The sequence below is a fragment of the Labrenzia sp. THAF35 genome (assembly GCF_009363595.1).
In the GTDB taxonomy this organism is placed as follows: Bacteria; Pseudomonadota; Alphaproteobacteria; order Rhizobiales; family Stappiaceae; genus Roseibium; species Roseibium algicola.
The window spans coordinates 1-23,997 of sequence record NZ_CP045380.1 but is presented as its reverse complement, the minus strand read 5'-3'; the positions used below and the strand labels follow the sequence as shown (position 1 = coordinate 23,997).

Sequence of the window (23,997 nt, the reverse complement as noted above, 5' to 3'; positions counted from 1 at the left end):
TCTTTCAAGACAAGAAGGAATTCAATCATGTCCGACATCAAACGGCTGGAAGTTGGCCCGCGCATGAGCCAGGCTGTTATCCATGGCGGTCTCGTCTATCTTGCCGGTCAGGTCGGCAACCCGGGCGACACCGTTACCAACCAGACCCAGACGATCCTGGAGCGCATCGATGCCCTTCTGGAGCAGGCTGGCAGCAACAAGAGCCGCATTCTCCAGACCACTATCTGGATGGACGACATGAAGGACTTTGCCGAGATGAACAAGGTCTGGGACGCCTGGGTCGATCCGGCAAACCCGCCGGCACGCGCTACCGGCGAAGCCAAACTGGCAGCCCCGGAATACAAGGTCGAGATCATCGTCATCGCGGCACTCGCTTAAAGCGAGGTTGGCCGGTTCGAAGTCAGGGACTCCGGTTTCACCCACCGGCGTCATCCCGGCCAAGCGCAGCGCGAGCCGAGATCGGGGAGCCAAGGAGCTATCTTTTGAGGCCGCTCAAACGAGAGGCCCCGGCTCACCGGTCCCGGATCTCCGCTTCGCTGCGTCCGGGATGACGAGCCGAGGGGTTCTGTTCAAAAGAAGCCGCCGCTCAATTGCGCTGACGTCATACTTCGAGATTGCTGGCAGCCTCGGCAACAAGCGAGCGCGCACGATTTGCGTCGGCGATCTCATGCGCCAGCAGCAAGGCGAGCTTGGCGAGGTAAAGCTCTCGTTGAGCGGATCCGATGGCATCGAGCTGTTCGGCCAAGGCCTCGTAAACGGTTTCCAGATCGGCGGGCGTCATGCTTTTCCTCCAGCTACTGCAAGCTCGAGAGCTTGGCGGATCGCCTCTGGTGAAGCGGTTTGCCAGCGCGCTGCAATGTGCATGTCGGGCCGGACAAGATAGGCACTGCCGGCCGAAGCCGCGAGCACTTCAGCTGCTTCCGAGCCCGGCTGCAGCACGACCCGGGTAAAATCCACGTCGGCGAGACGATCCGCCACCTCTTTACTGAAGGCGATCAGCGAGAACCCGTCACCGAGCAAGTCGGACAGGAACCCGTCACCAACGCGCGCGTTCGGCAAGACGGCGCCGGGTTTTGGGCCACCTTCGAAGTTTTCGTCGTCCGGGGTAACAACCGGACTGTCGGCATAAGTATAGGGTGTCATCTGGCGCGGGTTGGCGAGCTCTCCCGCAAAGGAGTGGCTGAGCGAAAGATTGAGAGCTGCGTCGCGCATCAATTGCCAGCCTGCCGTCGGAGGTGTCATGAAACGGGCAGACTTGGAGGCGTTCCGAAACACATCCAGCGTCGCTCCACGCCGCTCGGGCGTGTAGCTGTCGAGGAGATCCGGACCGGACTTGCCGTTCAGCACCCAGGCGAGTTTCCAGGCAATGTTGTGGGCGTCGGCGAGACCGTTGTTGAGGCCACGTACGCCAAAGATAGGCACGATGTGCGCGCTGTCGCCGATGAAAAACACCCGGCCGTCGCGGTAGTCATCCAGCGCCAGGGTGTTGGCCGAATAGATGCTCCACCATTCCAGGTCCCAGTCTCCGTCATAACCGATTTCCGTCAGAACGGCGGCCACTGAGGCACGCACGGTGTCCTCGCGGATGGCTTCGGCTTCGTCCTCGCCATCGCGAAGCTGATAGTCGATGCGCCAGATGTTGTCGGGCTGCTTGTGAACAAGGATCGTTCCGCCCCGGCGACAATCCGGATCGAACAGGGCGCGTCGGATCGTCGGGTAATCATGCTCCATCTGGACGTCGGCAATCACGTAGCGGCCTTCAAAATTCTCGCCCTTGAGCCGCAGACCGCGCAAGCTCCGGACGGTGCTGCGAGCACCATCCGCCGCCAGCAACCAGTCACAGGTCATCTGGTAAGTGCCATGCGGATCCTCGATTGCCAGTCGCACACCCTGCTCAAGATCGTCCAGACCGCAGACCCGGCTTTGCCATCTCGTTTCGATCAGCGGCTCCCGCTGGATAGCATCCCACAGGTACTGCTCGATATATTGCTGTTCGAGGTTGTACATCGGCCGGTATTTCTCGCGCGGACTGTCCGGCATTTCAAATTCGAGGATCTGCCTGCCGCGATAGAAGCTGCGGCCTGTGGTCCAGCCGAGTGATTTTTCCAGAAAGGGCTTGACTGCGCCAAGCCGGTCGAGAATGTGGTAGCTCTGCCGGGCGATACAGATCGCGCGGCTGCCGTCGTTGAAGGTGGACTTCGCATCCAACAGGACGCAAGCAATACCTTCGCGGGCAAGTGCCAGCGCGGCAGTCATGCCGACGGGCCCCGCTCCGGCAATGGCAACACGTGCAGGCCGGGTCAGATGCGCACGGTCCGTCGGCGCTTCGAAATGCGGATAGGTGAAATAGAGCGAGTCCGTTTCGGCACGTCCGGCTGGCCTCATTTGAGGATCCTCCCTGATTGTTGGCGGAAGATTAGGAGCCTTGCCGTCTCGCGTCTGTCCCCTTTCGGGGAGGACATGCTATCAGCATTTCATGAGCACTCCGGACGGACACACCACTGCCTGTCACATTGAAGCCTGCCTCGCGGATCTGGGCACGGATCGGTTTGCCCAGACCTTTGTCTCGTTTGTCGAAACGCTCGGTGTCGACCAGATCATGGTTTTTGCAATCGAGAACACGCAGGCTCGCTGTCTGCTGTCGTGGCACTTCAGCCGCTCCGTCATGGCCGGAAAACTTGCCGAGACCTATCTCAACGGCTGGTTTCTCAAGGATCCTCTGTTGCCCGATCTGGTGGCGTCACCGCCTCAGTCCGTGACCTTGAGCCGGCTCGCCGAGATCGAGGGCCGGATGAGCGCAGACTATCGGAAGCTCTTTTTCGAAAATCCCGGCATGCTGGCAAAGACGACATTGCTTGCGGTCGGAGAAAAACTGCGCCTTTTCGTCAGCCTCTATCAAAGCGATCCTGCCGCTCCCCTGTGTGATCCGGATCTTGCACGCCTTGCAGGCCGTCTGGCTCTGCTCCATTTCGAAAAGGCATCGGACACGGATCTGCCACCGCCTTTGGCGGCGCTCAGCGAGCGGGAGCGTTCGGTGTGTCTGGGCATCCTGTCAGGTCGCAAGGCGGAGGCGATTGCAGCAGATCTCGACGTCGCTCCCTCGACAGTCATCACATACCGTAAACGCGCCTACGCAAAGCTTGGCATTGCCTCCAGAGCCGGCCTTTTCGCAATCTGCGGGAAGTAGCTCCATCTTGCCAGGGCAAGCCGCGTCAGACACCTGCAACTCGTTGACAGGCACCAAGGGCGCTCCTAATGATGCTCTCATGTGCGAAGAAGATACTCATATCGTGTCCCGGTTCGCTTGCATCCCAATAGGCGGGATGCAGGCTGATTGTGTACGCTGAGTTTCAAGCGTTTCGCGCACCTGCACCCCCGCCGGATCGGGCGGGGCTTTGCCTGTTGCGGTGCGCGCCGTCCATCGGCACTCTGATGGAGAAATAAATGGCACAAAACATCTATGACGAACCGGCCTTTTTTGAAGGCTACAGCCAGCTGCCCAGGTCGCAGTTCGGCCTTGACGGGGCTCCCGAATGGCCCGCAATCCGGGCACTGTTGCCGGAAGCAAATGGGCTGCACGTTGCAGATCTCGGCTGCGGTTTCGGCTGGTTTGCCCGCTGGGTCCGGAGCGCTGGTGCTGCGCATGTACTCGGTTTCGACCTGTCTGAAAAAATGCTTGCCCGTGCGCGGGACGAAACCGAAGACGATGCGATCGTTTACCGGACTGCTGACCTGGAAACCCTGAAGCTGCCTCAGGCAGCCTTCGACCTGGTCTACAGCTCGCTCGCCTTTCACTATATAGAGGACTTCAACCGCCTGGCCGGAGAGATCTTCAGATCACTCAAGGTAGGAGGCAGTTTCGTCTTCAGCATCGAACACCCGATCTTCATGGCACCAGTAGAACCTGGATGGATCGAACTGAACGGCCGGAAGTCTTGGCCGGTCAACCAGTATCTTCGCGAAGGAGCACGGGAAACCAGTTGGCTGGCCGATGGCGTCGTCAAATACCACCGTACCATCGGCACCACGCTCAACACGCTGATCGCGGCAGGTTTCACGGTTGATCATGTACTGGAATGGTTCCCCGGCGAAGAGCAAATCGAAGCCATGCCATCGTTGGCGGAAGAGATGGAGCGCCCGATGATCCTGATCGTCAAGGCACGCGTTTGAGTCCGGAGCGCGGGCGGTTCAGGAACGACCGCCCGCGCTTCCAGCGCTCAAGGCGCTCATCTGCCTTGCCGTTTCCTGGTCTGCGGGAAAGAAGGCCTCGATGGCGATTTCGGACAAGGTGACATCCACGGCCGTGCCGAACACCGTCGTGGTGCTCAGGAAGCTCAAGGTTCCGTTGGGGCCTTGCAGATAAAGCGGAACGGCGATGCGTCCCTTCTGTGACGGTACCTCGGTCCGTGATTTGCGCGACCGCTCCGGAGCCATTTCGGCGAGTTCCTCCCTGAGCGCGGCAAGCTTCGGGTCGGCGGACTGATCTACCTCATGTGCGAGGCGTGCAAGAATATGGGCATGCCATTCACCGAGGTTGAGGATGCGTGGTGCCAGGCCATCAGGGTGCAGGCTGAGACGAAGCACATTTACCGGTGCTTCCAGCAGGTGCGGCGCGACGCCGTCCAGCAGGGCAAAGATCGCCTGATTGGCGGCCTGCAGCTCCCAATGCCGGTTCACGGCAAGGGCAGGGTGGGGCAGATGTCCGTCGAGGATCTGCCGGACAACAGCGGTTGCCGCGGCAAGTTCAGGCTCATCCAGCCCGTGCTGCGGATATTGCGGGGCATGGCCTGCCGCAACAAGAATGGCATTGCGTTCACGCAAGGGGACATCCAGCCGTTCGGCAAGATGCATCACCATGTCCCGGCTTGGACGAGACCGTCCTGATTCCAGAAAACTCAGGTGGCGCTGAGAGATATCCGCTTCACTGGCCAGTGCAAGCTGGCTCATTCGCCGGTGTTGTCGCCACTGGCGCAGCAGGTCACCCGCCGTTTCCGCTGTTCGATTCATGAGCATTACCCTGCCGGCGCGGTTTCGAAGATTCAATTACCTGCGAAGTAATCGACTTGAGAACATCGATTGGCAATCCTCTTGTCATCGCCACTCGCAGTGTGCGGGTGGATTTCACGAGTGGAGACAGATGATGACCAAATCGAATTCAGGTGTTTCGTCACAGGTGGTTCTACGGTTTGACGCGCTGACCTGTGCGGTGATGGGTGTCCTGCTGGTCGGCGCATCCGGATGGATTGCCGGATTGACGGCACTTCCGAGCGAGCTCCTTTTCTGGGCAGGTCTGGCTTTGTTTCCGGTAGCGGTTTTCATGGGAGTATTCGCGTTTGCCGGTCAGGTGCCTGTCTGGGCGTCAAGCCTGGTAGTTGCCGGCAATCTTCTTTGGGTGCTGGCCAGTTTGCTGCTGCCGTTGACGGGCCTGTTTGCGCCCAACGTGCTGGGCTGGGCGTTCCTGTTGGCGCAGGCCGTCGTCGTGCTCTGTTTCACCTGGCTGGAGTGGAAAGCCGCAAGGCTTCAGCTCGCCATTGCGCAACCGCTTGCTTGAAGAGGCCGGACCATGACCTGTTACGCCATCGGCCATCTGCGCGAAATCGAAATGGGGCCCGACATCGTGGCCTATCTGGAAGGGATCGACGCAACGCTGGCACCCTTTGACGGTCGCTTCATCATCCATGGTGGCGAGAAACATCAGCTGGAAGGCGCGTTCCAGGGAGACCTCATCGTGATTGCCTTTCCTGACCGGGTACGGGCCGAGGCCTGGTATGCATCGCCGGCCTACCGGACGATCCTGCCACTGCGCCTGAACAAGGCAGTGGGCGAGGTGTTCCTGATCGAAGGTGTCGACGCGGATCACAAGGCAACGGATGTACTTTCGTGATCTTCCGACGAAGTCGCAGCACGAAAAGGAAAGGCCGGTCCCGATGAGGAACCGGCCTTTCGACTTGTTGTCCTTGCATGCGTCCTAGAAGCTGATGGCAACTCCCATCAACGGGCCGTGTGTGACCGTGTCATAGCTGAAGGCGGATCGGCCGGACTTGCCGTTGTCGTAATCGACGCCGGTTGCCTTGTATTGCAGATGCAGCGCGACACGATCGTTGAAGTGATAGCCGACACCGCCTTGCAGACCCCAGGTGAAGTCCGATACCAGGCCAAAACCACCGACGTTACCGCTGCCGAACAGCGACCATTTGGGTGCCACGAATACCTGCCCGCGAACGCCGATCACCGGATCGATCCATTGTTCGGTGATTGTTTGAGTAAAGGTGTTGGCTGGCGTGTTGGCACTGACCTTCAGCTGATTGTACCACCAGCGCCCCCCGGCATAGGCTTCGGCCCAGTTCCGGTCCTGATGCCAGAAGCGGTAGCCGAAGAAGGCTTCGGTCACCAATTGCTTGACGCCAGCATCGATACTGCCGCCGACACGTGGGAAACTCCGGCCCTTGCCAAGGTCCATGTAGGCCACGTCCAATGTTGCTCCGAAACGATTGTCGTAAAGCGCCTCGAAATGACCCATCGCCCCGAATTGTAGGTTCTCGAAAATGGTTCCGGGGGAAACATCGAGCGACGTGTTGGGCAATCGGCCGATACGGCTGTTTCCCTGAATGGTCGGGGCAAGCAGGTAAGGCGCGATGACGAATTTCCACGCTCGGTCGACACGCACATCCGGTGTTTCAACCGGAGCAGGCGCTTGGGCCAGATCGGCAGCCTGAGCACCCCCGGACAGCAGGCTGACCAAAATCGGAAGAAATGCAGCTCTTTTCATATTACCCCGCCCCTGTTGAGTCCCTATTTCGGGAAAAGAAAGGTCACTGCAGCCCGTGCGCCGAAGCCCTCCGGGCCGTTGTCGGAACTTGCCGCATAATACCGAACACCTGCCTGAAAGCTGATAGGTTGCTTGTCGATGGTCACAAGTTTGGCAACCATGGCGTTGATCGGCACGGACCATTCGTCCGACGTCCAGTCATAGGTGCTTTCCGAGTTCAGCGTGAAGGTCCAGGCGTCGTCGGTCGTGTAGGACAGAAACGGCTGCAGGAAGGTCGAATTGACGTCGCTACGATTATCGTCACCTGCGTATGACCAGACGTGATTGACGAGCCCGCCATAGGTCCACGGGCCGGATTGACGCAGCACAACGCCCGTCGGACCGGCGCCCCATTTGCGGGTGCTCAACAGGTCGTCGGTACCTGTGGGCAGCAGCAACACCGGACCAAGGCCCCAGATGATCCCGCCGGACGTTGGCTCCTTTGGCGAAAAGAAGAAGCTCTGCGTCGTGTCGCTGAGACCGAACTGCGTGCCTGAATTTCCGGCAATGTCATCCTGCCAGACAACGGGCAGGATCGTTCGAGAGATCAGGTTCCAGTCCTCGTTTAGCGAGAACGGCACCACGGGCTGTATGTTGAGCGTGACCTTGTTGCCGTCGGCAGGGCCAAATCCGTGATCGTAGTTCCATTGAAACGGAACGCTGATGAGAGACGCCACGGGATTGGAGAGCTTCTTGGCAAGTTCGGAATCCTGAGCACCTGCCGGTGTCATCTGGAAGAAAAGCGCCAGAACGCCCAAGGTAACCAATTGCTTCATGGTCTCATGCCTTCCATGCTCAAGAGAACTGCCCTTGCAGGGGGGGGATCATCTATGTGACCCAGAAGCTCCTTCCGGGTTTTTTGGATGTACTTCTGGAAATGGCAATCAGGAGTATAGCATGCCTTTTCGTCTTATTGCTGTGAAAGCTGTTGCCTGTAGGATTGCAATGTCGGGTCCGAAGGATTGGCAACCAGGGCCTTTTGCAGACTGAGCTGCGCTCCCGCCATGTCACCGACTGCCATCTTGATGCGTACCTGCATCACCCAGGCATTGATCATTTGCGGATCCAGCAGCGTGACTTCCTCAAAGGCTGCTATGGCTGCCGGGATATTGCGAAGAACGAGCGCAGTTCCACCAAGCACGAGCTGGGTCTCCGGAAAATCCGCCTTGTTCGCGAGTGACTGCTGCCATTCGGTTGTGGCACTGGACGCAGCCTCGGCCATTTGGTCCGGCATATGGGCAATGGGAGCGCCGATCATGAGACGGGCCGCGGCAATCCGGACGGCTTTGACCGGATCACTCAAGGCAGGAATGATCCGCGGAAGCCGCTGGGTTGGCGGAACCGGCTGCTGTAACGCCAGCACTCCGGCGCGGACGATTGGCTCCGGATCTGCCAGAAGGTCGGTGACGGCCTCGGCAATCTCCGGTGTCGCAACAGGCAGCAGCAGGTCCAGCGCGCTCGCCCGAACGATGCCCGGGTAGCTCGCCTGATGGGCGACTGCCAGAAGGTCCGCAGCGTTCACGCCCGGGTTCTGCCGTGCCGCCGAAAAGATCTCCGCGAAATGCGGCCCACGGTGACGACTGTCTGGAAAGCGCTTTTCAAGTTCTCCGGCCGCCCAGGCGGCAGACTTGTCGGTGTGGCAGTCGTTGCAGGCATTCGGCGTGCCGAGCTTTTCCGAAAGATCCGGCCGTGGAACGCGGAAGGAATGATCTCTTCGCCCGTCGATGCCCATATAGACGCGCTCGATCATGTGGCAGGATTTGCACTCGGCGCCTGGCGTCTCCGGCTGATGGAAATGATGGGAAGGGTCGTCATAGAGCTTGCCCGTCAGCGACGGGAACCCCTCGTTGCCTGCGGGACTGTGGCATTGTGTGCAAACGGCGTTGCCTTCCGCGCGCAATTCTCCGCTGTGCGGCTCGTGGCAATTGCTGCAGCTCACGCCCTTGGCATACATCTTTGACTGCAGGAACGAACCGTAGACATAGACCTCGTCAAGGATCTGCCCATCGGCGTGATAAAGGCCTTCGCGTAGTGGCGATAAACGGTAGGCATCATGGAACGGTGTGCCAGGCACCGGATTGCCGTCCTCAAAGGCTTCGCGGCGCGAATGACAACCTGCGCATTGCTGGATTTCCGCTTCCGGCTGGCCTTTTGCAAACACCGGCAGAAGACCGGTCGACCCGGTTCCGGGGAAGGGGCTTTTGCCGTAGGTCTCCGGGTCTTTCGCCCAGGCAAGATGGGCTGCGCCCGGTCCGTGGCAGGCTTCGCATCCGACGCCGATTTCCGCCTGCCGGCTGGAGTAGGTCCTGGTGGCGGGGTCATAATTCTTTTCAAAGCCGGTGGCGTGGCACTCGGCGCAGCGGGCATTCCAGTTCTTGTAAGGTCCGGTCCAGTGCAGCCCGTCTTCAGGCGGTGGAGCATCGTCTCCGTAAAGGTGGTACCAGCGCTTGTTCTGCTGGTCCCAGACCACGTCGAAAGACTGAACCCGTCCCGGTTCCGTTTCGACAAGATACTGTTGCAGCGGAGCAATTCCGTCGACGCCCATCACCTTGAATGTTTGCGTCTTACCCGGAACGTCGCTCGTCGCGATGAAATAGTCGCCGTCGCGTGTGAAGAAGCGGCTGGTGCGCCCCTTGTGCGTGAACTGCGAATTGTCGAAGTCCGCGTCGACCGTATCCGGTCCGGGCTCCATCCATGCCTTGGAATGGTGTGAAGCGCGCCAGGCGCCGGCCTCCGCCTCGTGGCAACCGGTACATGTTGCTGTGCCGGCATAGTCCGGAACAGCGGCAGAAAGGTTTTCGGCTGCATTGGCACTCTGGAACCAGAGCACGGCAAGGAGCGCGACGAGCAATCGGGTGAACAACATTCTGTGCGCTCAAACCTCTCCGTCAAAGCCGCTGGGTAAAACGAGACGTCTGACTGCCGGCACTGCCTGGCGCTTGTGCAGGCTCCATGCGGAGAAGCTGCTGCCTACCGGCTGCTTCTCCGCACGGCTTCGTCTCGATGTTGCCTAGTCGAGGTCTGAACAGGGAACGACGTGTTTCTGGCCGGCAGCATCCGTTACCTGGCAACCATTGTCGCTGTTCGAACTGGCGATTGCAGATCCGACCAGCGCACCGGTTGCTGCGCCAACGGCCGCTCCGGCCAGGTAGCCGCCAGTCGGGCCATAATAGGGGCGGCCGTAGTAGCCATGGCTGCTGTTGTTTTCCACGACCACGTTGTGGCCACCATGATACCCGCCGTGATATCCCCCGTGGTAACCACCGTGATAACCGCCATGGTATCCGCCGCGGACAACGTCATGGGACATTGCGATCCCGCTGCTGCCGAGGAGCAGGGCAGCGCCAACACCAAAAAGTCTGATCGTGCGAAGCCTCATTCCTTTTCCTCCAGTTCCAGCGTTTCCTTGACGTCTTCCCAATAGGCGAGCCGCTCTTCACAGTTGATGCTTTCCAGATCGCGAGCAGAGCCAAAACCGACGGAGGCCGCATAGTCGTAGGCGGCATCTTCACCATGGTCGTAAAGGACGTGCACAAACAGGTGGCGGGCCTGGTCACGGAACGCCTTTTTCTGGTCGTCCGGCGTGCAGGCGTAGGCATTGCCGACATCCAGTCCGAGTGTCCGCATACGCTCTTCCATGCGTTTTTGTATCTTTTGGGGATCGTGCGCCAACGCCGGGCCGGCAAATGCCAGTCCTGTCATGAGGGCGAGGCAAAAAATTCTTTTCATGATCTATCCTTGCAGCTTGCATCGCCCTCGGTCTGTCCCTTCAGGTCTCCGAGCCGGGCGCGGTGCACTCCAGTTGCTGTTCAATTCATGTGTCTTTTCCGGTTAATCTATTCCGGAAAGATCTGCTTCCAATCGTCTTTCATGCTGATGATATGCCAACCTTCCTTCGGGGCGTCGTCCAGCCCCTTGTTCAGCGACCCGAAATGGGTATCACGATCATAAGCATATTCTCTATCTGCATCATCATGATGGACAAACATGCCGAGGCGCTTGCCGGAACCGGCAGTCGTATATTGCAGCATCTGATAATCGCCGTCGGAATTGCCGAAGGCCGCCAACGGGCGTTTGCCTATGTGGGTCAGGATGCCGACGGGCTTGCCAGCCTTGTCGTCGACAAAGGCAATCTTGGGTGTCCGCATCAAGGTGGGAACGCCGTCGACGACCTCGTATTCAGTGACAATCGATGAGCCGACCACCTGTTCGGTTGGTATCCCGTAAACGCTCTCTGTCCAGGGGCGCATGAATTCGATGCCGCCACCGGAGATGATGAAGGTCTTGAAGTCGTTGGCACGCAGATAGGCGAGAAGTTCCAGCATCGGCTGATAGACAAGCTCGGTATAGGGCTTGTCGAATTTCGGGTGCTTGGCGGTTGCGATCCAGTCGGTGACCGTCTTTTCGAACTCATCCGTGCTCATCCCGGCATGAGTCGCTGCGACGATCTCCATCAATCCCTTTTCACCGGCCTTGCCGAGGGCTTCCATGTCGTTTTCAAGAACGGCCTGGAAAGGCTGGGTCGTCTTCCATTCCGGGTGGTCCGGTGCCATTGCCTTCACCCGGTCGAGCGCGAAAGCAAGCTGGGTGTACATGGGATGCTCGACCCACAAGGTGCCATCATTGTCGAAGGTTGCGATCCGCTCTCCCGGTGCCACGAAATCCGCGCCACCTTCGCTCGTTACGGCTTCGACGAATTCGACGATCGCCTGCTTGTTCGCGCCATCGTTCCACGATGGCAGCGGGTCGGTTTGTGCAAGGGCACCCGATATCCAGACGCTTGCTCCCAACAGGCCGGAGACCATTGCGCCGAAGAGGAATTTGACCTTCATAGCTGCAACCTTCCAAATTCGTGTTGTTCAACGCGATGTCCGCCCCGAACGTCGCCGGGGCGGACACTCATATACTTCGAAGATCAGTTGCCGGTTGGCAGGCCGATCGAGAAGCCGTCCTTGGCAAGAGCCTCCTGAACATATTTGAACCGCTGATACTGGCTGAGCGTGATCGGACCTGTATAGGTTTCCGACTGCAGCTTGCGCGGCGGATATTTGACGTAGGACTTCATGAGTTCCGTCACCTCGTTGTTGATCACCGGCAAATACCAGGTGCGTTCGGTGAAGTTGTTCATGAACATGTCATAGCGCTCCTGCGGATCGTCCAGCAGGTTGAACACCTGCGGAACAGTAGCAACATAGCTGTCGGGACCCTTCCAGCCAAGGTTGCTGTCGACTGCCAAGCCGCCGGTGGTTGCGCCATCGTCGCCGCGCAGGTTGAAAACGGCCTTGTAGTTGCCGACACGCGCTGCCCCAGGGGAAAGCTCGTTCTCGGTGAAATAGAACCACGCTTTGCGGCCGGAGTCTCCGGAACCTTCCCATACAGGTGTCATGTCGTAGCTGTCGAACATGATCGGCTGGCCTTCACGGTCTTCGGTCGGCAGCGTAATTCCGGCGGCAGAAGCGAAAGTGGCCATCAGGTCGAGACCGCCGACAACAGCAGCACTTTTCGTGTCCGGTTTGACGTGACCGGGCCAGCGGACGATTGCCGGAACGCGGTTGCCGCCTTCACGCACGGTGCCTTTGGTGCCGCGGAACGGCGTGTAACCGGCGTCCGGATAAACGTCCTGCCAGGCGCCGTTGTCCGTGGTCCAGAAGACGATCGTATTGTCGGAGAGACCGAGCTCGTCGAGCTTATTGACCAGATTGCCGATGCGGCTGTCCAGTTCGACGACGGAGTCTGCATATTTGGTCTTGGAGATCGATTTTCCTTCGAACTCCGGCGCCGGCATGTTCGGCTGGTGCACCTTCATGAAGTTGACGTTGATGAAGAACGGCGTGTCCGGCTTCTTGGCAGCTTCTTCCAGGAACTCGAGCCCCGCCTTTTCGACGTAGCCATCAAAATAGGGAATGCCGACCACACCCTTGTCCGGCGTATCGACGTATTGGCCGTTGATCTTGAAGTCCTCTGTCGGCTTTTCACCGGCCTTGCCGGAGAGCGACCCCTTTGTGACCTTCGCGAACATTTCGCGCAGGTCCTTCGGCATATCCGGGAACCAGGTCGGATCGGCATAGGTGTAGGCGTTGAGGTGGTAAAGACCGACGTATTTCATCACGTCATAGCCCTGGGCATTTGGCAGCGCGTAGTCCGCTTCACCAAGGTGCCACTTGCCGGTGAAATAGGTGTCGTAGCCACCGGTCTTCAGAACCGACGCCAATGTCCACTCGGCAGCGGGAAGGCCGCCACCCTGGCCCTGGAAGGCCACCGTTGTCATGCCGGAGCGGTTGGGAATACGTCCGGTCTGCATGGCGGCACGTCCCGGCGTGCAGCTGGGCTGGGCGTAGAAATGCGTGAACATCATGCCGTCGTCAGCCAGCTTGTCGATGTTCGGCGTCGGCATGCCGCGGGCTTCACCGCCCAGATACGGGCCAGTGTCACCGTAGCCGGTGTCGTCCGACACAATGAAGAGGATGTTGGGTTTCTTCGCGTCTTGCGCGAAGGCCACACCTGACAGCGCTGTGCAGGCCATGCCTGCGACCGCCAGTCCGGTTACTATTCTGGTCAACATACCTAATGGCTCCTTTTTGGACCATTCGTGGAGTAGGCCGATGACGGCCCGTCGATAGGTGCGCTTCCGGTCAGGAAGCTTGAAATTTCCCGTTCAAGTTCTTCAATCACGGAGCGATAGTCGGAAGCCTTTGCTTCATCGTTCTGCCAGCGTTCGAGGGCGCAACATGCGGTTGCGTAGTCCTCGCACAGTGACAAGAAGGCAGGATGAGAGTTGCAGAGGCGGCGGACAGCAAGTTCGTCCACGTTGAAACGACGCATGATGAGAGCTGCTGTCGGCATGACGACATTGCCCCGTTGTCGATGGCTCCAGGAAAATTCCACCAAGATTACCTACGGGATTCAAGCCACTTACAAGGTATGAACAGGTACGAACAGGAGTCTGATGCAATCTGTTGTTCGTCTTTTTGCGTTAAGTCACTTGTTAAAGATGACAAAGCTCATGGCATTGGACTATCGTTCGGTTAAAGTTATTTTCCGGCACTTTCAGGGGGAAAGATGCGGACTGGCAGGCAACAAATAGTTGCAGCGGGAGATGTGGAGGAGTTCGATTGCCCGGCCCGCGTTCGGGAGGAACTATCCCGCGTCCTGCAAAGCGATCATTTTCACGCAACGCCCAAGCGCCGCGCCATGTTGACATTCCTGATAGAGGAAGCGTTGGCCGGGCGCGCGGACACGCTGAAGGGCTACGTTATCGGGTTGGCCGTCTTCGGTCGTGACGAGAACTTTGACCCGCAATCAGACCCGATCGTTCGTCTGGAGGCCCGCCGACTGCGGCATGATCTGGACAGTTACTACATCGCCGAAGGCGCGCGGAATCCGATCCGCATTTCCATTCCCAAAGGCCAGTATGCGCCGAAGTTTCATGACAATCTGGCCAGTGTGACTGCACGGGACGGCTCGACCACCGGCAACGATGAGAAGGCAGATACTCATGTGCCGGAAGAGGTCAATGCGTCGCCAAGACCTGCACGAACCTCACCCAGGCTGCCATGGCTGGTTGCTTTGGGCGCTGTGCTGTTCGCACTCCTGGTGCTCGGAGCCGCTTTCGTGATGTACCTCGTGGCCCCAAAGCAGGAGCGTCTCGAGACTTCGAAACCTTCCGTGATGGTTCTTCCATTCAGCGTTACCTCGGCTAATCCGGAACAACAGATATTGGCGGCGGGTATTGCCGAGCAGATCATGACTGCCCTAAGCCGGTTTCCGGACTTCCGTATTTTCTGGCCCCCCGTCGGAACCAAGACAGCCGAAACCTTTGATCCGGTTGAAATCGGCCGGCAGGAAAACGTCTCTTTCCTGATTACCGGATCTGTCGGGTCGGAAGACGGGGTTGTCCGTGTCAGTGCGAAGCTGGTGCACAGCCCCAGCAAGCGGGTGCTCTGGTCGGGCAGCTATGATCGTATGCGCAGCCGGACGACTCTGCTGGAAATCGAAAAAAGCATCGCCTCGGAAATCGCTACCGTCGCTGGTCAGCCCTACGGTGTTATCAAGTCGGAACTCGCAGGTAACCTGTCCGTTGGAAGTGAACCGAGCAACGACAGTTTCGAATGCGTACTGCGCGGCTACGTGTATCGGAGGAACTTTTCAAGGCAACTGCATGCAACAGTCGAGGCGTGCCTGAATAGTGCGGTCAAACGGGACCCGGGTTATGTTGAAGCCTGGGCTATGCTGGGTTGGATCTATCTGGATGCTGGTCGCTTTGGTCTGGCAGCAGACGGAAACAAGGAACTTGCCTTCGACCGCGCCTTGGACGCCGCGTCACATGCCCTGAGCCTTGATGGCAACAACATTTTGGCGCTCAAGGCGCTGTCATCGATCAATCACTACATGGGAAACGTCGAGGAAGGGGAAAGGCTTGCCAAGAAGGCACTCGAACTAAATCCCAACGATCCGGACACACTGGCTCAACTTGGTTGGCGGCTGTCCGTTGTGGGCAAGTTCGAGGAAGGCATTCCCTATCTGGAAAAGGCGATCGAACGTACGCGGAACGCGCCCGGCTGGTATTTCCACCTGATTGCCATAAACCACCTGCTGAACGGCCACTACGCCGAGATGCTGACAGCGGCGAAGAAGGGCGTTCTGGACGGATCCGGAGTGAGCTGGTGTCTTGTCGCTGTTGCCCAATCGAAACTTGGCAACAAGGAAGCGGCTCGTGCTGCGTTGGAAAAGATGGCCGACGTTTCTCCCGGCCTGAGCCGTGACCCAGGTGCCTTCCTCCGCTCCCATCGGGCTAGCGAGCAGATTGTTACTTCCCTCATGGCAGGACTGAAAGAAGCAGGATGGACCGCCCCTGCCGGACAGTGAGGTCCGGCGAAGCAGCCCGGAAGCTTTCCGGGACGGTTGTGCTATTTGCGGCAGCCGTTCCGGAAAGCGTGTTCTGAACGAGTTGTGGGCGGTTAGCAGCCCGGTGTCATCGAAGTGCCTTCGGACATTTCGCCTGCGCAAGCGTCCGGGTCGCCATCCGGGCCCTGGTCTACTGAACTCAGGCCGCCGATCGGAGGCGCCGCGCTACCGTTCTCCAGGCCGTCGCCGGACTGGTTGCTGGATTGGCAGCCGCCCAGGGCCAGAAGCGAAATCAGAAAGGCAGCAGAGAAAAATCTTACAATCATATTGGTCACTCGCATGCGCCGCAGATGGCGGGAGTTGGAAGGCGGGGCGCAAGTACGTGCTTTTCGCGTAATGAACTTCTTGCGCTCGTATTGATTGTCACGATTTTTTGTTTTGCTGCAATAGCCCCATCGGTACAGGCGCCCGATTTATCTGGTGGTTTGCGTTCTGAGGGGGGCTTTTGTCAGTCACCGGCCACGAAGTAATGAAGCGTGCCGTCAGGACCGATGCCGACGCGATAAAACGTCCAGGCACCGAAATCCTGCATTTCAGCAAAGTCGCCTGCGGTAACGATCCGGAACAACTCCACTTTCTGATCGGGTGTCAGATCGTGAAGCGGGTAACGGGCAAAATACGGCCAGAGATACATTTCCTGGGGTGTACCTGCATCTACATGCAAGAACCCTGCATCCATGATGTCGGCGAGAATGGCCAGGATCTCGAAGCCTTCGCCGTCACCGGAGATTTCCTTCAGAAAGTCTATCGGGTCGTCGATTTGCCCGAAAGAGACCGTAGGCGGCAGTTCGTTGCTTTCGAACACCATGCGCAGCCGTTCCATGTTGCCCGAAAGCGCTGCTTCCTTCAGCTGGGCCTGCATGCGCTGCACAGGCTTCGGCAGATAGGACGTGCTGTAGAGCACCTGAGGCAACTCGGCGCTGGCCGGCGCAGGTGCTTTGGAACCTTCTGCGGCTGCCGGCTCTCCAGCTTCGGGCGCTGCGAGATCTTCCGCCGGAATTGCGGGTGCATTTTCAGGCTCGGACGGCGCAACCGGAATTGTTTCCACCTGGACAGTCTTGGCGAAACCCGGGGCTGCGAGCGCTGTGCCCGCCAGAAGACCGGCGGCAATAACCGCAGCCTGATAAATCCGACTCATGAAAGTTCCTCGTTTATCCGCACCTGCCGGTCCCCGTCGTATAACACTGGCACAAGCAGGCATCGCCCCGCGCCTTTCCTTAAACAATTCATGCGAGACTGAAAACATCGGGACTGGAATTTCCTCTTGTCTTGTCACGACGCCGCGGGGCCGCTATCGAGAGGTCCGTTCGCTTTAAAAGTAATATCAAGGGTCTAGAAAAGGACCGGCCGTGTCGTTTTTCGAATATGCGCTGATCGGGTTTTTTGTTGGCATTATCACAACAGCCCCGGTTGGTCCTGTAAACATCATGGCCATTCAACACGCCGTGCATGGCGGGTTTCGACAGGGTGTCTTCGTGGGGCTGGGGGCTGTCGTTGCCGACACCATCTTTGCGGCTGCTGCGATTTTCGGCATCTCCGCGGTCACCAATTTCATCGAAGGCCAGTTCGACCTCATCGAGATCGTCGGCGGAGCTCTGCTGATCATTTTCGGCATCAAGATCTGGAACACCCATCCGCATCTGACCCGGAACGGCAATCCGAGAGAACATGGATTTTTGGCCGATGCCACCGCAGCCTTTTTCATGGCGATCACCAATCCGGGTGCAGTGCTCGCCTTCGTGGCGATATTTGGTGGTCTCGGAGACTATCGCCCCCAGACGGGGGATCATTTCGGCGCATTGGTGATGGTTGCCGGTGTCACGGCAGGGGCGACCACCTGGTGGGTGCTGGTCTCGGCGTCCGTTTCACACTTCAAGTCGCGTATCGACGATCTCTGGCTGGATCGTGCCAACCATATTGCCGGATTTCTGCTGGTCGTGTTCGGCGCGCTGATCTATCTCAAGCTGGCGCTCGAAGCGGCAGGCGTTGGGCTGATCACGTAGCACGGGCCTGGCGTAAATACACCTGAATCAAAAAGGCCGGGCGACCGGCCTCTTCAGAATGCGTGTCGTGAGCGTGCGTTTTACTGAAGTACGCGGTTCACGGTGTAGTCGCCCTGCAGGATGCGGTCCGGCAGGCCTTCAGCCAATTTGGCCACGGCATCTTCACCATAGGCAGCAACCAGATCCGCAAGTGCAGTGAACATCGCCGCGTGAGCGACGGCGTCCGCATCTACACCATTGGCGATGGCTTCGGCCCAGGCGTCGGAAATGAAGCCGAGTGCAGCACGTCTGATGTCTTCGTCTTCAGCAAATTCGGCTTCCATTGCCGCGTCGGCGTAATCGTCGTTTATCATTCGCTTCCTTACCGGTCCTTCCCGAACGCAAGAGGGACAACTCCCGCGTGTTCCTGCCCCGAATCTTGAGTAATGATCCTAGCACGGCGAACCGCGCTGATAAGTAACCGTGAACGCAAACTTAACGGCCACCCACAAATTTGATTCAAAAGGTTAACCAACTCGTAACGATTTGAAGATTTCTGCGAAAATTACCGACCATAGCGACTGGTGACGTCGCTGATGATGACCTCGCCTTCGCTCAAGTACTGTCCCATTGCGAGACGGGCAGCCTCTGTGCACTCTCGGTAAGCAACTGAGAAACCACGATAACCCTGGTTAAATCGCTCAATGAACCTTCGGCGGCGATTCTCGTCCAGCGTTTCAGCGTCCAGGAAATCTTCCATGCGGTCACGCCAGCTCGGGTTATCGCTTTCCTTGCACAGCGGTCGCAGGAAATGCAGCGCTCCGAATATCTCCGACAGACGCATGAGTTGCTGTTCGTAAGGGGGCGCGTCGATCGCGGTTTCCTGCGCCGATACAACCTGCACCGGGCACATGGCCGCAAGGGCCAGAACAACAGCAGTCCGGGACAGGAAAACGTGCATTCGGCGTTTGATCATGGGCGGATCATGCTGAACCCGGCGCCGCACCGCAAGCACTATGGCAAGTTGATCCAAAGATTAGAGGTCTGGTTGCTCGGCTGAAGGGATAGCCAGGTGCCGCCGAATGCGGTCCGGCGTACCGGGTGTGGTCAACAGCCCGTCGAGATCTTCCAGGCCGACCCACTCGAGCGCCGCGGCATCATCGGCGGCAACTGCAGTTCCCGATACATAAGGTCCACAAAAGACAGTCAGGATGAAGTGAGTGACGACACGGCCGTCATCATCTCTCTGGATGGAATCGAAGGTCTCGACAGGCTCGCTGATCGCGGCAGTGACACCGGTTTCCTCCAGCAGTTCACGCGCGGCCGCTTCCTGAAGGGTCTCCCCAAGCTCGATCACTCCACCAGGCAAACTCCAGTGATCCTTGAAAGGAGGCCTGCCGCGCTTCACCAGCAGGGCACGGCCATCACGATGGCACAGGACACTGACACTGGCGCGTGGCGCTTCCGGATAAAACCTGGACATGGAACCTCGGCGGACGGAAAGACGGCTGATTCTGCCCGGGCACAATAAGCCCCAAGGCGTTATGCGAACAGAGCGTCGATTTCCGCCTGTGCGCCTTCGCCTTCGTGCTGCGTCGCTTCGGGTTCCACATGGCCGTGGATGACGGCGCCGGCAACGGCTATCAGCGGCTTGATTTCGTTCGTGGCCCGGTCGGCAATGTCAGTCGCAATCATTGCGGGATCCGGTGTCTCGCGCAGCTGGTCCTGAATCTTGCCCACGAGCCTGTTTATGCCCGCAACCTGTTTTTCCAGGTGTTCGCGCAAGAAGTTAGGGGCGGCATGATAGGCCATGATGGCCAGGTTCTTGTCCTTGAAACTCGAGTTCTCGAAGTGGCCCTCATAGTCCAGCGGCTCCCACTCCAGAACATCTTCGGCGCAATCCGGCATATCCGGCAGCATTTCCAGAAGCATCATGACTTCATTGAAATGATTGAGATAATCGGTCGCCAAACCGGTTTGGGGATTAATGTTTGCCTGTTCCAGCCTTTCGGCTGCCAGCTCCCCGGCGCCCAAAACTGGATGCAAACATTCCATACCGGTCCCCCTGTTATTGACTTGGGGCCTACGGTACTTCTTTTTTATTTCCAATTGCCTAACTTGGCGGAACCCTGTTTGCCCCGCTTCAGGGGCCCCAACCGGAGAAAAACGATGTGCGGCCGCCTGGCTCTGACGACACCACCGGACGCTGTGCGCAGCTTCTTCGACTATGTCGATCAGCCCAATTTTCCGCCGCGATACAACATTGCGCCAACCCAGCCGCTGGCCATTGTGCGGCAGACGCTCGACGGCACACGCCGCTTTCATCTTGTGCGTTGGGGCTTGATGCCGCCCTGGGTCAAGGACCCGGCAAGCTTCACGCTTCTGATCAATGCCCGGGCGGAAACAGCGTCGCAAAAACCGTCGTTCCGCAATGCCATGCGTCATCACAGGTGCCTCGTGCCGGCGTCCGGCTTTTACGAGTGGCGTCGCACGCCGGAAGGCAAGCAGCCTTTCTGGATCCGTCCGGCGAAGGGCGACGTCATGGGCTTTGCCGGCCTTTGGGAAACCTGGTCGGATCCCGATGGTGGTGACATCGACACGGGTGCAATCCTGACGATCCAGTCCAACCGGATGATGTCTGCGATCCATCACCGGATGCCGGTGATCCTGAAACGGGAAGATTTCGGAACGTGGCTGGATGTTGCCAACGTCGACAGGCGTGAAGCCGAAAAGCTGCTGCAGCCGGTAGAAGACGATTTTCTGGTCGCGACGCCGGTTTCCAACCGGGTGAACAAGGTGGTCAATGACGATGCTGATGTGCAGCGCGAGATATCGCCGGAAGAAATGTCGGTGCCCTTGAAAAAGGTTGCCAAGCCGTCAGCCACGGAGAAATCGCAGGAGGACAAGAACCAGCTCGATCTGTTCTGAACCGTCGCAGGCATCAGAATTGCCGTGCAAAAGTCTGCTCATGGCTGTAGGGCAGGGGCTCAGCCGCAAGGATGGATCATGAGCAACGACGACACGCCTGAATTTGAGCTAGACGAGGCCTTGGAAGACGACGCATCGGAGAACGAAGCGTTGGCCGAAGCCTATAATCGAGGTCTCGCCCTGCAGAAATCGGGCGATCTGGCAGGTGCCGCGCAGGCCTATCGCGAAGCCCTTGCGCTGGATCCGGACGACCCGGGCGGCGTCAGCATTCGTCTGGCGGCAATCGGCGCGGAAGCCGCCCCCCAGAAAATGCCTGATGCCTATGTCGCGACCCTATTCGATCAGCACGCAGATGTGTTTGACGACATTCTGGTCGATGAGCTCGGTTACTGCGTGCCTCTGCTGGTTCGCGATCTCGTCCAGAAGCTCGAGATTGGCCCATTCGATCGATTGCTCGACCTCGGCTGCGGCACGGGTCTTACAGGTATGGCTCTTGCCGATTGCACGGGCCACCGGACCGGCGTCGATCTCTCTGAGCGGATCGTTGAACTTGCCTATGACCGGGAAGTCTATGACGACCTTTATGTGGGCGAGGCCGTCGCATTCCTTGAGGAGTTCGAGGAAGACGATGGCTCTCGTCCCGGCTGGGACATGATTGCGGCAACCGACGTGTTTCCCTATCTGGGGGCGGTTGAACCATTTCTTGCCGGTGCAGTTGACCGTCTGAAACCACGCGGTTACCTGGCTTTCTCCACCGAAACCCTGTCTGAAGAAGCACTTGAAGGGCGTCCCTACATGGTCGGGCCGAAAAGCCGGTTTGCGCAAGGGGAAGGCTATATTCGCTCATCTCTGGATGCGGCTGGCTTCGACATTCTCGCGATGGACCCCATCACCGTTCGTCTCGAGGACGGAGACCCTGTCCCCGGGCACCTTGTGATTGCGCGGCTGCGCTAGAGCCCATGCGCTGAAGAGCATCTCTCCGGTTCGATATTCAACGGAAAGGCCAAGGATCATCTGCCGTTCCATCGTGGCCGATGGCACGGCAGACTATTGCCTTTCCGTCAGTCGGCCCTTTGCATGCGCAGATAGGGTTCACCGTCGGACGTTCGCTTGACGGCGACACCGTCACCGTTGATCAGAACGACAACCCGGCTGCGAAAAGCAGAAAAACTGTCGAAGGTGACCACATCCACGGGCGTGTCGAACTTGATGGTCACCCGGTATTGGCCTGCCGGACCAACCCGTGTCAGCGACAGCACCTCTCCTTCGAAAGGCTGCTTCATGTAGGTGCCCGAGACACGGTTGCCGACGGCAAACTGCATCTGGTTTGGTCTGGCGGCTGTCGCGGATACGGTGTTCCAGTCCTTGAAGCCGTACTGGGCGGACAGGAGTTCGAGCGCCTGGCTGTGGGAGATATCCTGCCCCTTGGCAGCTAGCGCGGCGCGCAGGCGCTTGGCCTGTGCTTTGAGATTGGCAACGCTGGGCAGCGTCATGGGATTACCTTTCCAAGAAAGGCAGGCGGTAAGGTGTTCGCCAATTGGCGGCGACCCGTCATGGGGCCCGCGTTGCCATCAGCCTGCACTGTCTCGTGAAGGTCGATCAAAGCTGCAAGATGTCTTGCGCAAGGGAATTCACCATGGCCGAAGCCTGCGGGCGGCCGGTTCCCTCAAACCGGCGCAAGGCATACGCCCCGGCTCCAGCTCTGTCAACGCGGCAAAAAGAAAGCCGCTGGCGCGGCTTCAAGGAGAGGGAGGTTAAGATGAAACACCCGGCGGTTCTTACCGCCTGAGTTCGACCGCGCCCCGTCGGACGCAGAAGGGTGATTGCCCTGAATTGGGGGCAGGGCAATCGCGGAGACGGGCAAGCCCGCCGCCGCAGGTTTTCCGAGGGAGGGGTGTCCCCGGAAACAGATCAGGCGTGGACCAGCCGCTTCAGGAGTTCGACTTCCTGTGCAAGGGCCTTGTCCTTGGACACCATGTCCTCGATCTTGCGGACCGCATGCAACACGGTGGTGTGATCACGGTTGCCGAACCGCCGGCCGATTTCCGGCAGCGAGCGTCCGGTCATCACCTTGGCGATATACATCGCGATCTGGCGCGGACGGACCAATGTACGCGCCCGGCACGACGACAGGAGGTCCGCCTTGGTAACGCTGAAATGCTTGCACACCACCTGCTGGATCTCTTCCACCTTGATGGAGCGCGGCTCGCCGATCCGCACCAGGTCGTGCAGGGTCTTTTCCGCCAGGTCTATCGTCACCGGCTGTTTCGTCAGCTGGTTGTGAGCGAACAGGCGATTGAGAGCGCCTTCCAGGTCGCGGGCCGAAGCGATCACGTAGCGGGCAATGTAGTCGGCGACATCTTCGGGAACGGAGAAGCCCGGATGAGTGCGACGCGCCGCGGTGATCCGCTTCTTCAGGATATCGTGGCGCAGCGCATAATCGGTTGACTGGATGCCGACGACTTCACCTTTCTGGATCCGGTAGCGCAGCGCATCGCCAAGCGTATCGAGGTCTTCAGGCGAGCGGTCGGCTGCCATGATGATCTGGGTCGGCGACTCCATGAGCAGTTCCAGCGTCTTGCTGAACTCGTCCGCGGCCTGCTTGCCATGCAGGAACTGGAGATCGTCAACCAGGAGCAGGTCGATGGAGCGCATTGCCTGGCGCAGCACCGGGAAGGCCGGCGTTCTGAGAGCAGGCACCAGGTGGTACATGAAGAATTCGGCCGACAGATAGGCAACCTGCCGTCCCGTCTTGCGAGCTTCGGCCGCCGCTGCCTGCAGCAGGTGGGTCTTGCCGATGCCGGTGGACGAATGGATATAGAGCAGGTCCAGTGTGCCCTGGTGGCCGGCAGCCATCTGGCGCACGGCGGCACAGGCAAGGCTGTTCGAGGCGCCTTCGGCAAAGGTGTCGAAGGTCAGCTTTGGATTGAGAGACGCACCGTTCAGGAAATCCGCCGCCGCATCCTCGTTGCTGTCCGCAAGGCACGGAATGACCGACATGCCATGGGCCGCGCCGAATTGAGGCGTGCTGCTGAAGGGGCCGGGACGGCCGCTGATCCGCCGGGCGGAGATCGCCTTGGGGGCAAGGCCGACATTGAGTTGACGAGGACGCAGAGCACCGCGAACGGTCAGCTCGATACGGTTGATATCGTCCTGCTCACGTTTCCAGAGCCCAACGAGCTGCTTCTCGTAGTTGTTCTGGATCCAGTTTTTCAGGAAGCGGGTGGGCACCGACAGGCGGACTGCATCGCCCGTGGTTTCTTCGTGGTTTACTCTGCCGAACCAGTTGGAAAATACATCGTCACCGAGCTCGTTTCTCAGTTCCTTTTTCACACGATCCCATTGATCCGAACCAGCTAAGTTCTGAACCTGCAT

28 protein-coding genes are annotated in these 23,997 nt (G+C 58.9%); 9 read left to right on the top strand and 19 right to left on the bottom strand.

Going from position 1 to position 23,997, the window contains the following annotated elements; translation table 11 throughout:
* Positions 1-27: 27 nt before the first annotated feature.
* Complete coding sequence (locus FIU93_RS00140; protein ID WP_023001906.1) at positions 28-378, top strand: RidA family protein; 351 nt, start codon at positions 28-30, stop codon at positions 376-378.
* Between the two features lie 223 nt (positions 379-601).
* On the opposite strand, the gene FIU93_RS00135 is transcribed toward FIU93_RS00140, so the two are convergent.
* Together FIU93_RS00135 and FIU93_RS00130 are read right to left on the bottom strand one after the other, a co-directional pair.
* A complete protein-coding gene (locus tag FIU93_RS00135; RefSeq protein WP_023001905.1) occupies positions 602-781 on the bottom strand; it encodes a hypothetical protein in 180 nt (59 codons plus the stop codon).
* Positions 778-2,385 carry an FAD-dependent monooxygenase gene (locus tag FIU93_RS00130; RefSeq protein ID WP_152504534.1) on the bottom strand — a complete coding sequence of 536 codons (1,608 nt, stop codon included), beginning with the start codon at positions 2,383-2,385 and terminating at the stop codon, positions 778-780. Before FIU93_RS00130 ends, FIU93_RS00135 begins: the two co-directional genes overlap by 4 nt.
* Before the next feature lie 91 nt (positions 2,386-2,476).
* Here FIU93_RS00130 and FIU93_RS00125 point away from each other — a divergent pair, with 91 nt between their 5' ends.
* Both FIU93_RS00125 and FIU93_RS00120 read left to right on the top strand, forming a co-directional pair.
* On the top strand, positions 2,477-3,187 hold the full coding sequence (locus tag FIU93_RS00125; RefSeq protein WP_152504533.1) for a helix-turn-helix transcriptional regulator: 711 nt from the start codon (positions 2,477-2,479) through the stop codon (positions 3,185-3,187).
* Positions 3,188-3,444: 257 nt separating this feature from the next.
* Positions 3,445-4,170, top strand: a complete 726-nt coding sequence (locus FIU93_RS00120) for a class I SAM-dependent methyltransferase (RefSeq protein ID WP_152504532.1) — start codon at positions 3,445-3,447, stop codon at positions 4,168-4,170.
* Between the two features lie 18 nt (positions 4,171-4,188).
* Here FIU93_RS00120 and FIU93_RS00115 read toward each other — a convergent pair whose 3' ends face one another.
* A complete protein-coding gene (locus tag FIU93_RS00115; protein ID WP_152504531.1) occupies positions 4,189-5,007 on the bottom strand; it encodes a helix-turn-helix transcriptional regulator in 819 nt (272 codons plus the stop codon).
* Positions 5,008-5,137: 130 nt separating this feature from the next.
* On the opposite strand from FIU93_RS00115, the gene FIU93_RS00110 reads away from it, so the two are divergent.
* Together FIU93_RS00110 and FIU93_RS00105 are read left to right on the top strand one after the other, a co-directional pair.
* Positions 5,138-5,551: a hypothetical protein gene (locus FIU93_RS00110; protein WP_152504530.1), complete on the top strand. Its 414-nt coding sequence runs from the start codon at positions 5,138-5,140 to the stop codon at positions 5,549-5,551.
* Positions 5,552-5,563: 12 nt separating this feature from the next.
* A complete protein-coding gene (locus tag FIU93_RS00105) occupies positions 5,564-5,884 on the top strand; it encodes a DUF1330 domain-containing protein (RefSeq protein WP_062490148.1) in 321 nt (106 codons plus the stop codon).
* An 84-nt stretch (positions 5,885-5,968) separates the two neighbouring features.
* On the opposite strand, the gene FIU93_RS00100 is transcribed toward FIU93_RS00105, so the two are convergent.
* The 8 genes from FIU93_RS00100 to FIU93_RS00065 form a co-directional block, all read right to left on the bottom strand.
* A complete protein-coding gene (locus FIU93_RS00100; protein ID WP_152504529.1) occupies positions 5,969-6,769 on the bottom strand; it encodes a hypothetical protein in 801 nt (266 codons plus the stop codon).
* A gap of 23 nt (positions 6,770-6,792) precedes the next feature.
* Positions 6,793-7,584, bottom strand: coding sequence for a transporter (locus FIU93_RS00095; RefSeq protein WP_152504528.1), 792 nt, complete (start codon positions 7,582-7,584; stop codon positions 6,793-6,795).
* Positions 7,585-7,718: 134 nt separating this feature from the next.
* On the bottom strand, positions 7,719-9,674 hold the full coding sequence (locus tag FIU93_RS00090; RefSeq protein ID WP_152504527.1) for a multiheme c-type cytochrome: 1,956 nt from the start codon (positions 9,672-9,674) through the stop codon (positions 7,719-7,721).
* Positions 9,675-9,818: 144 nt separating this feature from the next.
* Positions 9,819-10,187: a hypothetical protein gene (locus tag FIU93_RS00085; RefSeq protein ID WP_152504526.1), complete on the bottom strand. Its 369-nt coding sequence runs from the start codon at positions 10,185-10,187 to the stop codon at positions 9,819-9,821.
* Positions 10,184-10,537, bottom strand: coding sequence for a hypothetical protein (locus FIU93_RS00080; protein ID WP_145915829.1), 354 nt, complete (start codon positions 10,535-10,537; stop codon positions 10,184-10,186). Before FIU93_RS00080 ends, FIU93_RS00085 begins: the two co-directional genes overlap by 4 nt.
* A gap of 107 nt (positions 10,538-10,644) precedes the next feature.
* Complete coding sequence (locus FIU93_RS00075; RefSeq protein ID WP_152507457.1) at positions 10,645-11,613, bottom strand: HAD family hydrolase; 969 nt, start codon at positions 11,611-11,613, stop codon at positions 10,645-10,647.
* A gap of 110 nt (positions 11,614-11,723) precedes the next feature.
* Positions 11,724-13,331 (bottom strand): arylsulfatase, encoded by a 1,608-nt coding sequence (locus FIU93_RS00070; protein ID WP_082809831.1) that lies wholly within the window; start codon positions 13,329-13,331, stop codon positions 11,724-11,726.
* A 41-nt stretch (positions 13,332-13,372) separates the two neighbouring features.
* Positions 13,373-13,651: a hypothetical protein gene (locus FIU93_RS00065; RefSeq protein WP_152504525.1), complete on the bottom strand. Its 279-nt coding sequence runs from the start codon at positions 13,649-13,651 to the stop codon at positions 13,373-13,375.
* Positions 13,652-13,867: 216 nt separating this feature from the next.
* Between FIU93_RS00065 and FIU93_RS00060 the strand changes: the two genes are divergently transcribed.
* Positions 13,868-15,673 (top strand): tetratricopeptide repeat protein, encoded by a 1,806-nt coding sequence (locus tag FIU93_RS00060; protein ID WP_152504524.1) that lies wholly within the window; start codon positions 13,868-13,870, stop codon positions 15,671-15,673.
* 92 nt (positions 15,674-15,765) lie between these two features.
* Here FIU93_RS00060 and FIU93_RS00055 read toward each other — a convergent pair whose 3' ends face one another.
* Positions 15,766-15,978, bottom strand: coding sequence for a hypothetical protein (locus FIU93_RS00055; protein ID WP_077290667.1), 213 nt, complete (start codon positions 15,976-15,978; stop codon positions 15,766-15,768).
* 182 nt (positions 15,979-16,160) lie between these two features.
* Positions 16,161-16,850, bottom strand: a complete 690-nt coding sequence (locus FIU93_RS00050; protein WP_152504523.1) for a hypothetical protein — start codon at positions 16,848-16,850, stop codon at positions 16,161-16,163.
* Positions 16,851-17,061: 211 nt separating this feature from the next.
* Here FIU93_RS00050 and FIU93_RS00045 point away from each other — a divergent pair, with 211 nt between their 5' ends.
* Positions 17,062-17,715, top strand: coding sequence for a LysE family transporter (locus FIU93_RS00045; protein ID WP_023001887.1), 654 nt, complete (start codon positions 17,062-17,064; stop codon positions 17,713-17,715).
* Between the two features lie 80 nt (positions 17,716-17,795).
* Here the strand turns inward: FIU93_RS00045 and FIU93_RS00040 are convergent, their stop codons facing one another.
* The 4 genes from FIU93_RS00040 to FIU93_RS00025 form a co-directional block, all read right to left on the bottom strand.
* The gene (locus FIU93_RS00040; RefSeq protein WP_006933467.1) at positions 17,796-18,068 is read right to left on the bottom strand and encodes a hypothetical protein; all 273 of its coding nucleotides are present in this window, start codon (positions 18,066-18,068) and stop codon (positions 17,796-17,798) included.
* Positions 18,069-18,259: 191 nt separating this feature from the next.
* A complete protein-coding gene (locus FIU93_RS00035) occupies positions 18,260-18,670 on the bottom strand; it encodes a TIGR02301 family protein (protein WP_077290665.1) in 411 nt (136 codons plus the stop codon).
* Between the two features lie 60 nt (positions 18,671-18,730).
* The gene (locus FIU93_RS00030) at positions 18,731-19,177 is read right to left on the bottom strand and encodes an NUDIX hydrolase (protein ID WP_152504522.1); all 447 of its coding nucleotides are present in this window, start codon (positions 19,175-19,177) and stop codon (positions 18,731-18,733) included.
* 59 nt (positions 19,178-19,236) lie between these two features.
* Complete coding sequence (locus FIU93_RS00025) at positions 19,237-19,749, bottom strand: hypothetical protein (RefSeq protein ID WP_031269690.1); 513 nt, start codon at positions 19,747-19,749, stop codon at positions 19,237-19,239.
* A gap of 114 nt (positions 19,750-19,863) precedes the next feature.
* On the opposite strand from FIU93_RS00025, the gene FIU93_RS00020 reads away from it, so the two are divergent.
* The gene (locus tag FIU93_RS00020; protein ID WP_152504521.1) at positions 19,864-20,622 is read left to right on the top strand and encodes an SOS response-associated peptidase; all 759 of its coding nucleotides are present in this window, start codon (positions 19,864-19,866) and stop codon (positions 20,620-20,622) included.
* 78 nt (positions 20,623-20,700) lie between these two features.
* Positions 20,701-21,576: a methyltransferase gene (locus tag FIU93_RS00015; RefSeq protein WP_152504520.1), complete on the top strand. Its 876-nt coding sequence runs from the start codon at positions 20,701-20,703 to the stop codon at positions 21,574-21,576.
* Between the two features lie 107 nt (positions 21,577-21,683).
* Here FIU93_RS00015 and FIU93_RS00010 read toward each other — a convergent pair whose 3' ends face one another.
* Positions 21,684-22,115: a glyoxalase superfamily protein gene (locus tag FIU93_RS00010; RefSeq protein ID WP_023001881.1), complete on the bottom strand. Its 432-nt coding sequence runs from the start codon at positions 22,113-22,115 to the stop codon at positions 21,684-21,686.
* A 418-nt stretch (positions 22,116-22,533) separates the two neighbouring features.
* Entirely contained in the window at positions 22,534-23,997 is a 1,464-nt protein-coding gene (dnaA, locus tag FIU93_RS00005; RefSeq protein ID WP_152504519.1) for a chromosomal replication initiator protein DnaA, read from the bottom strand.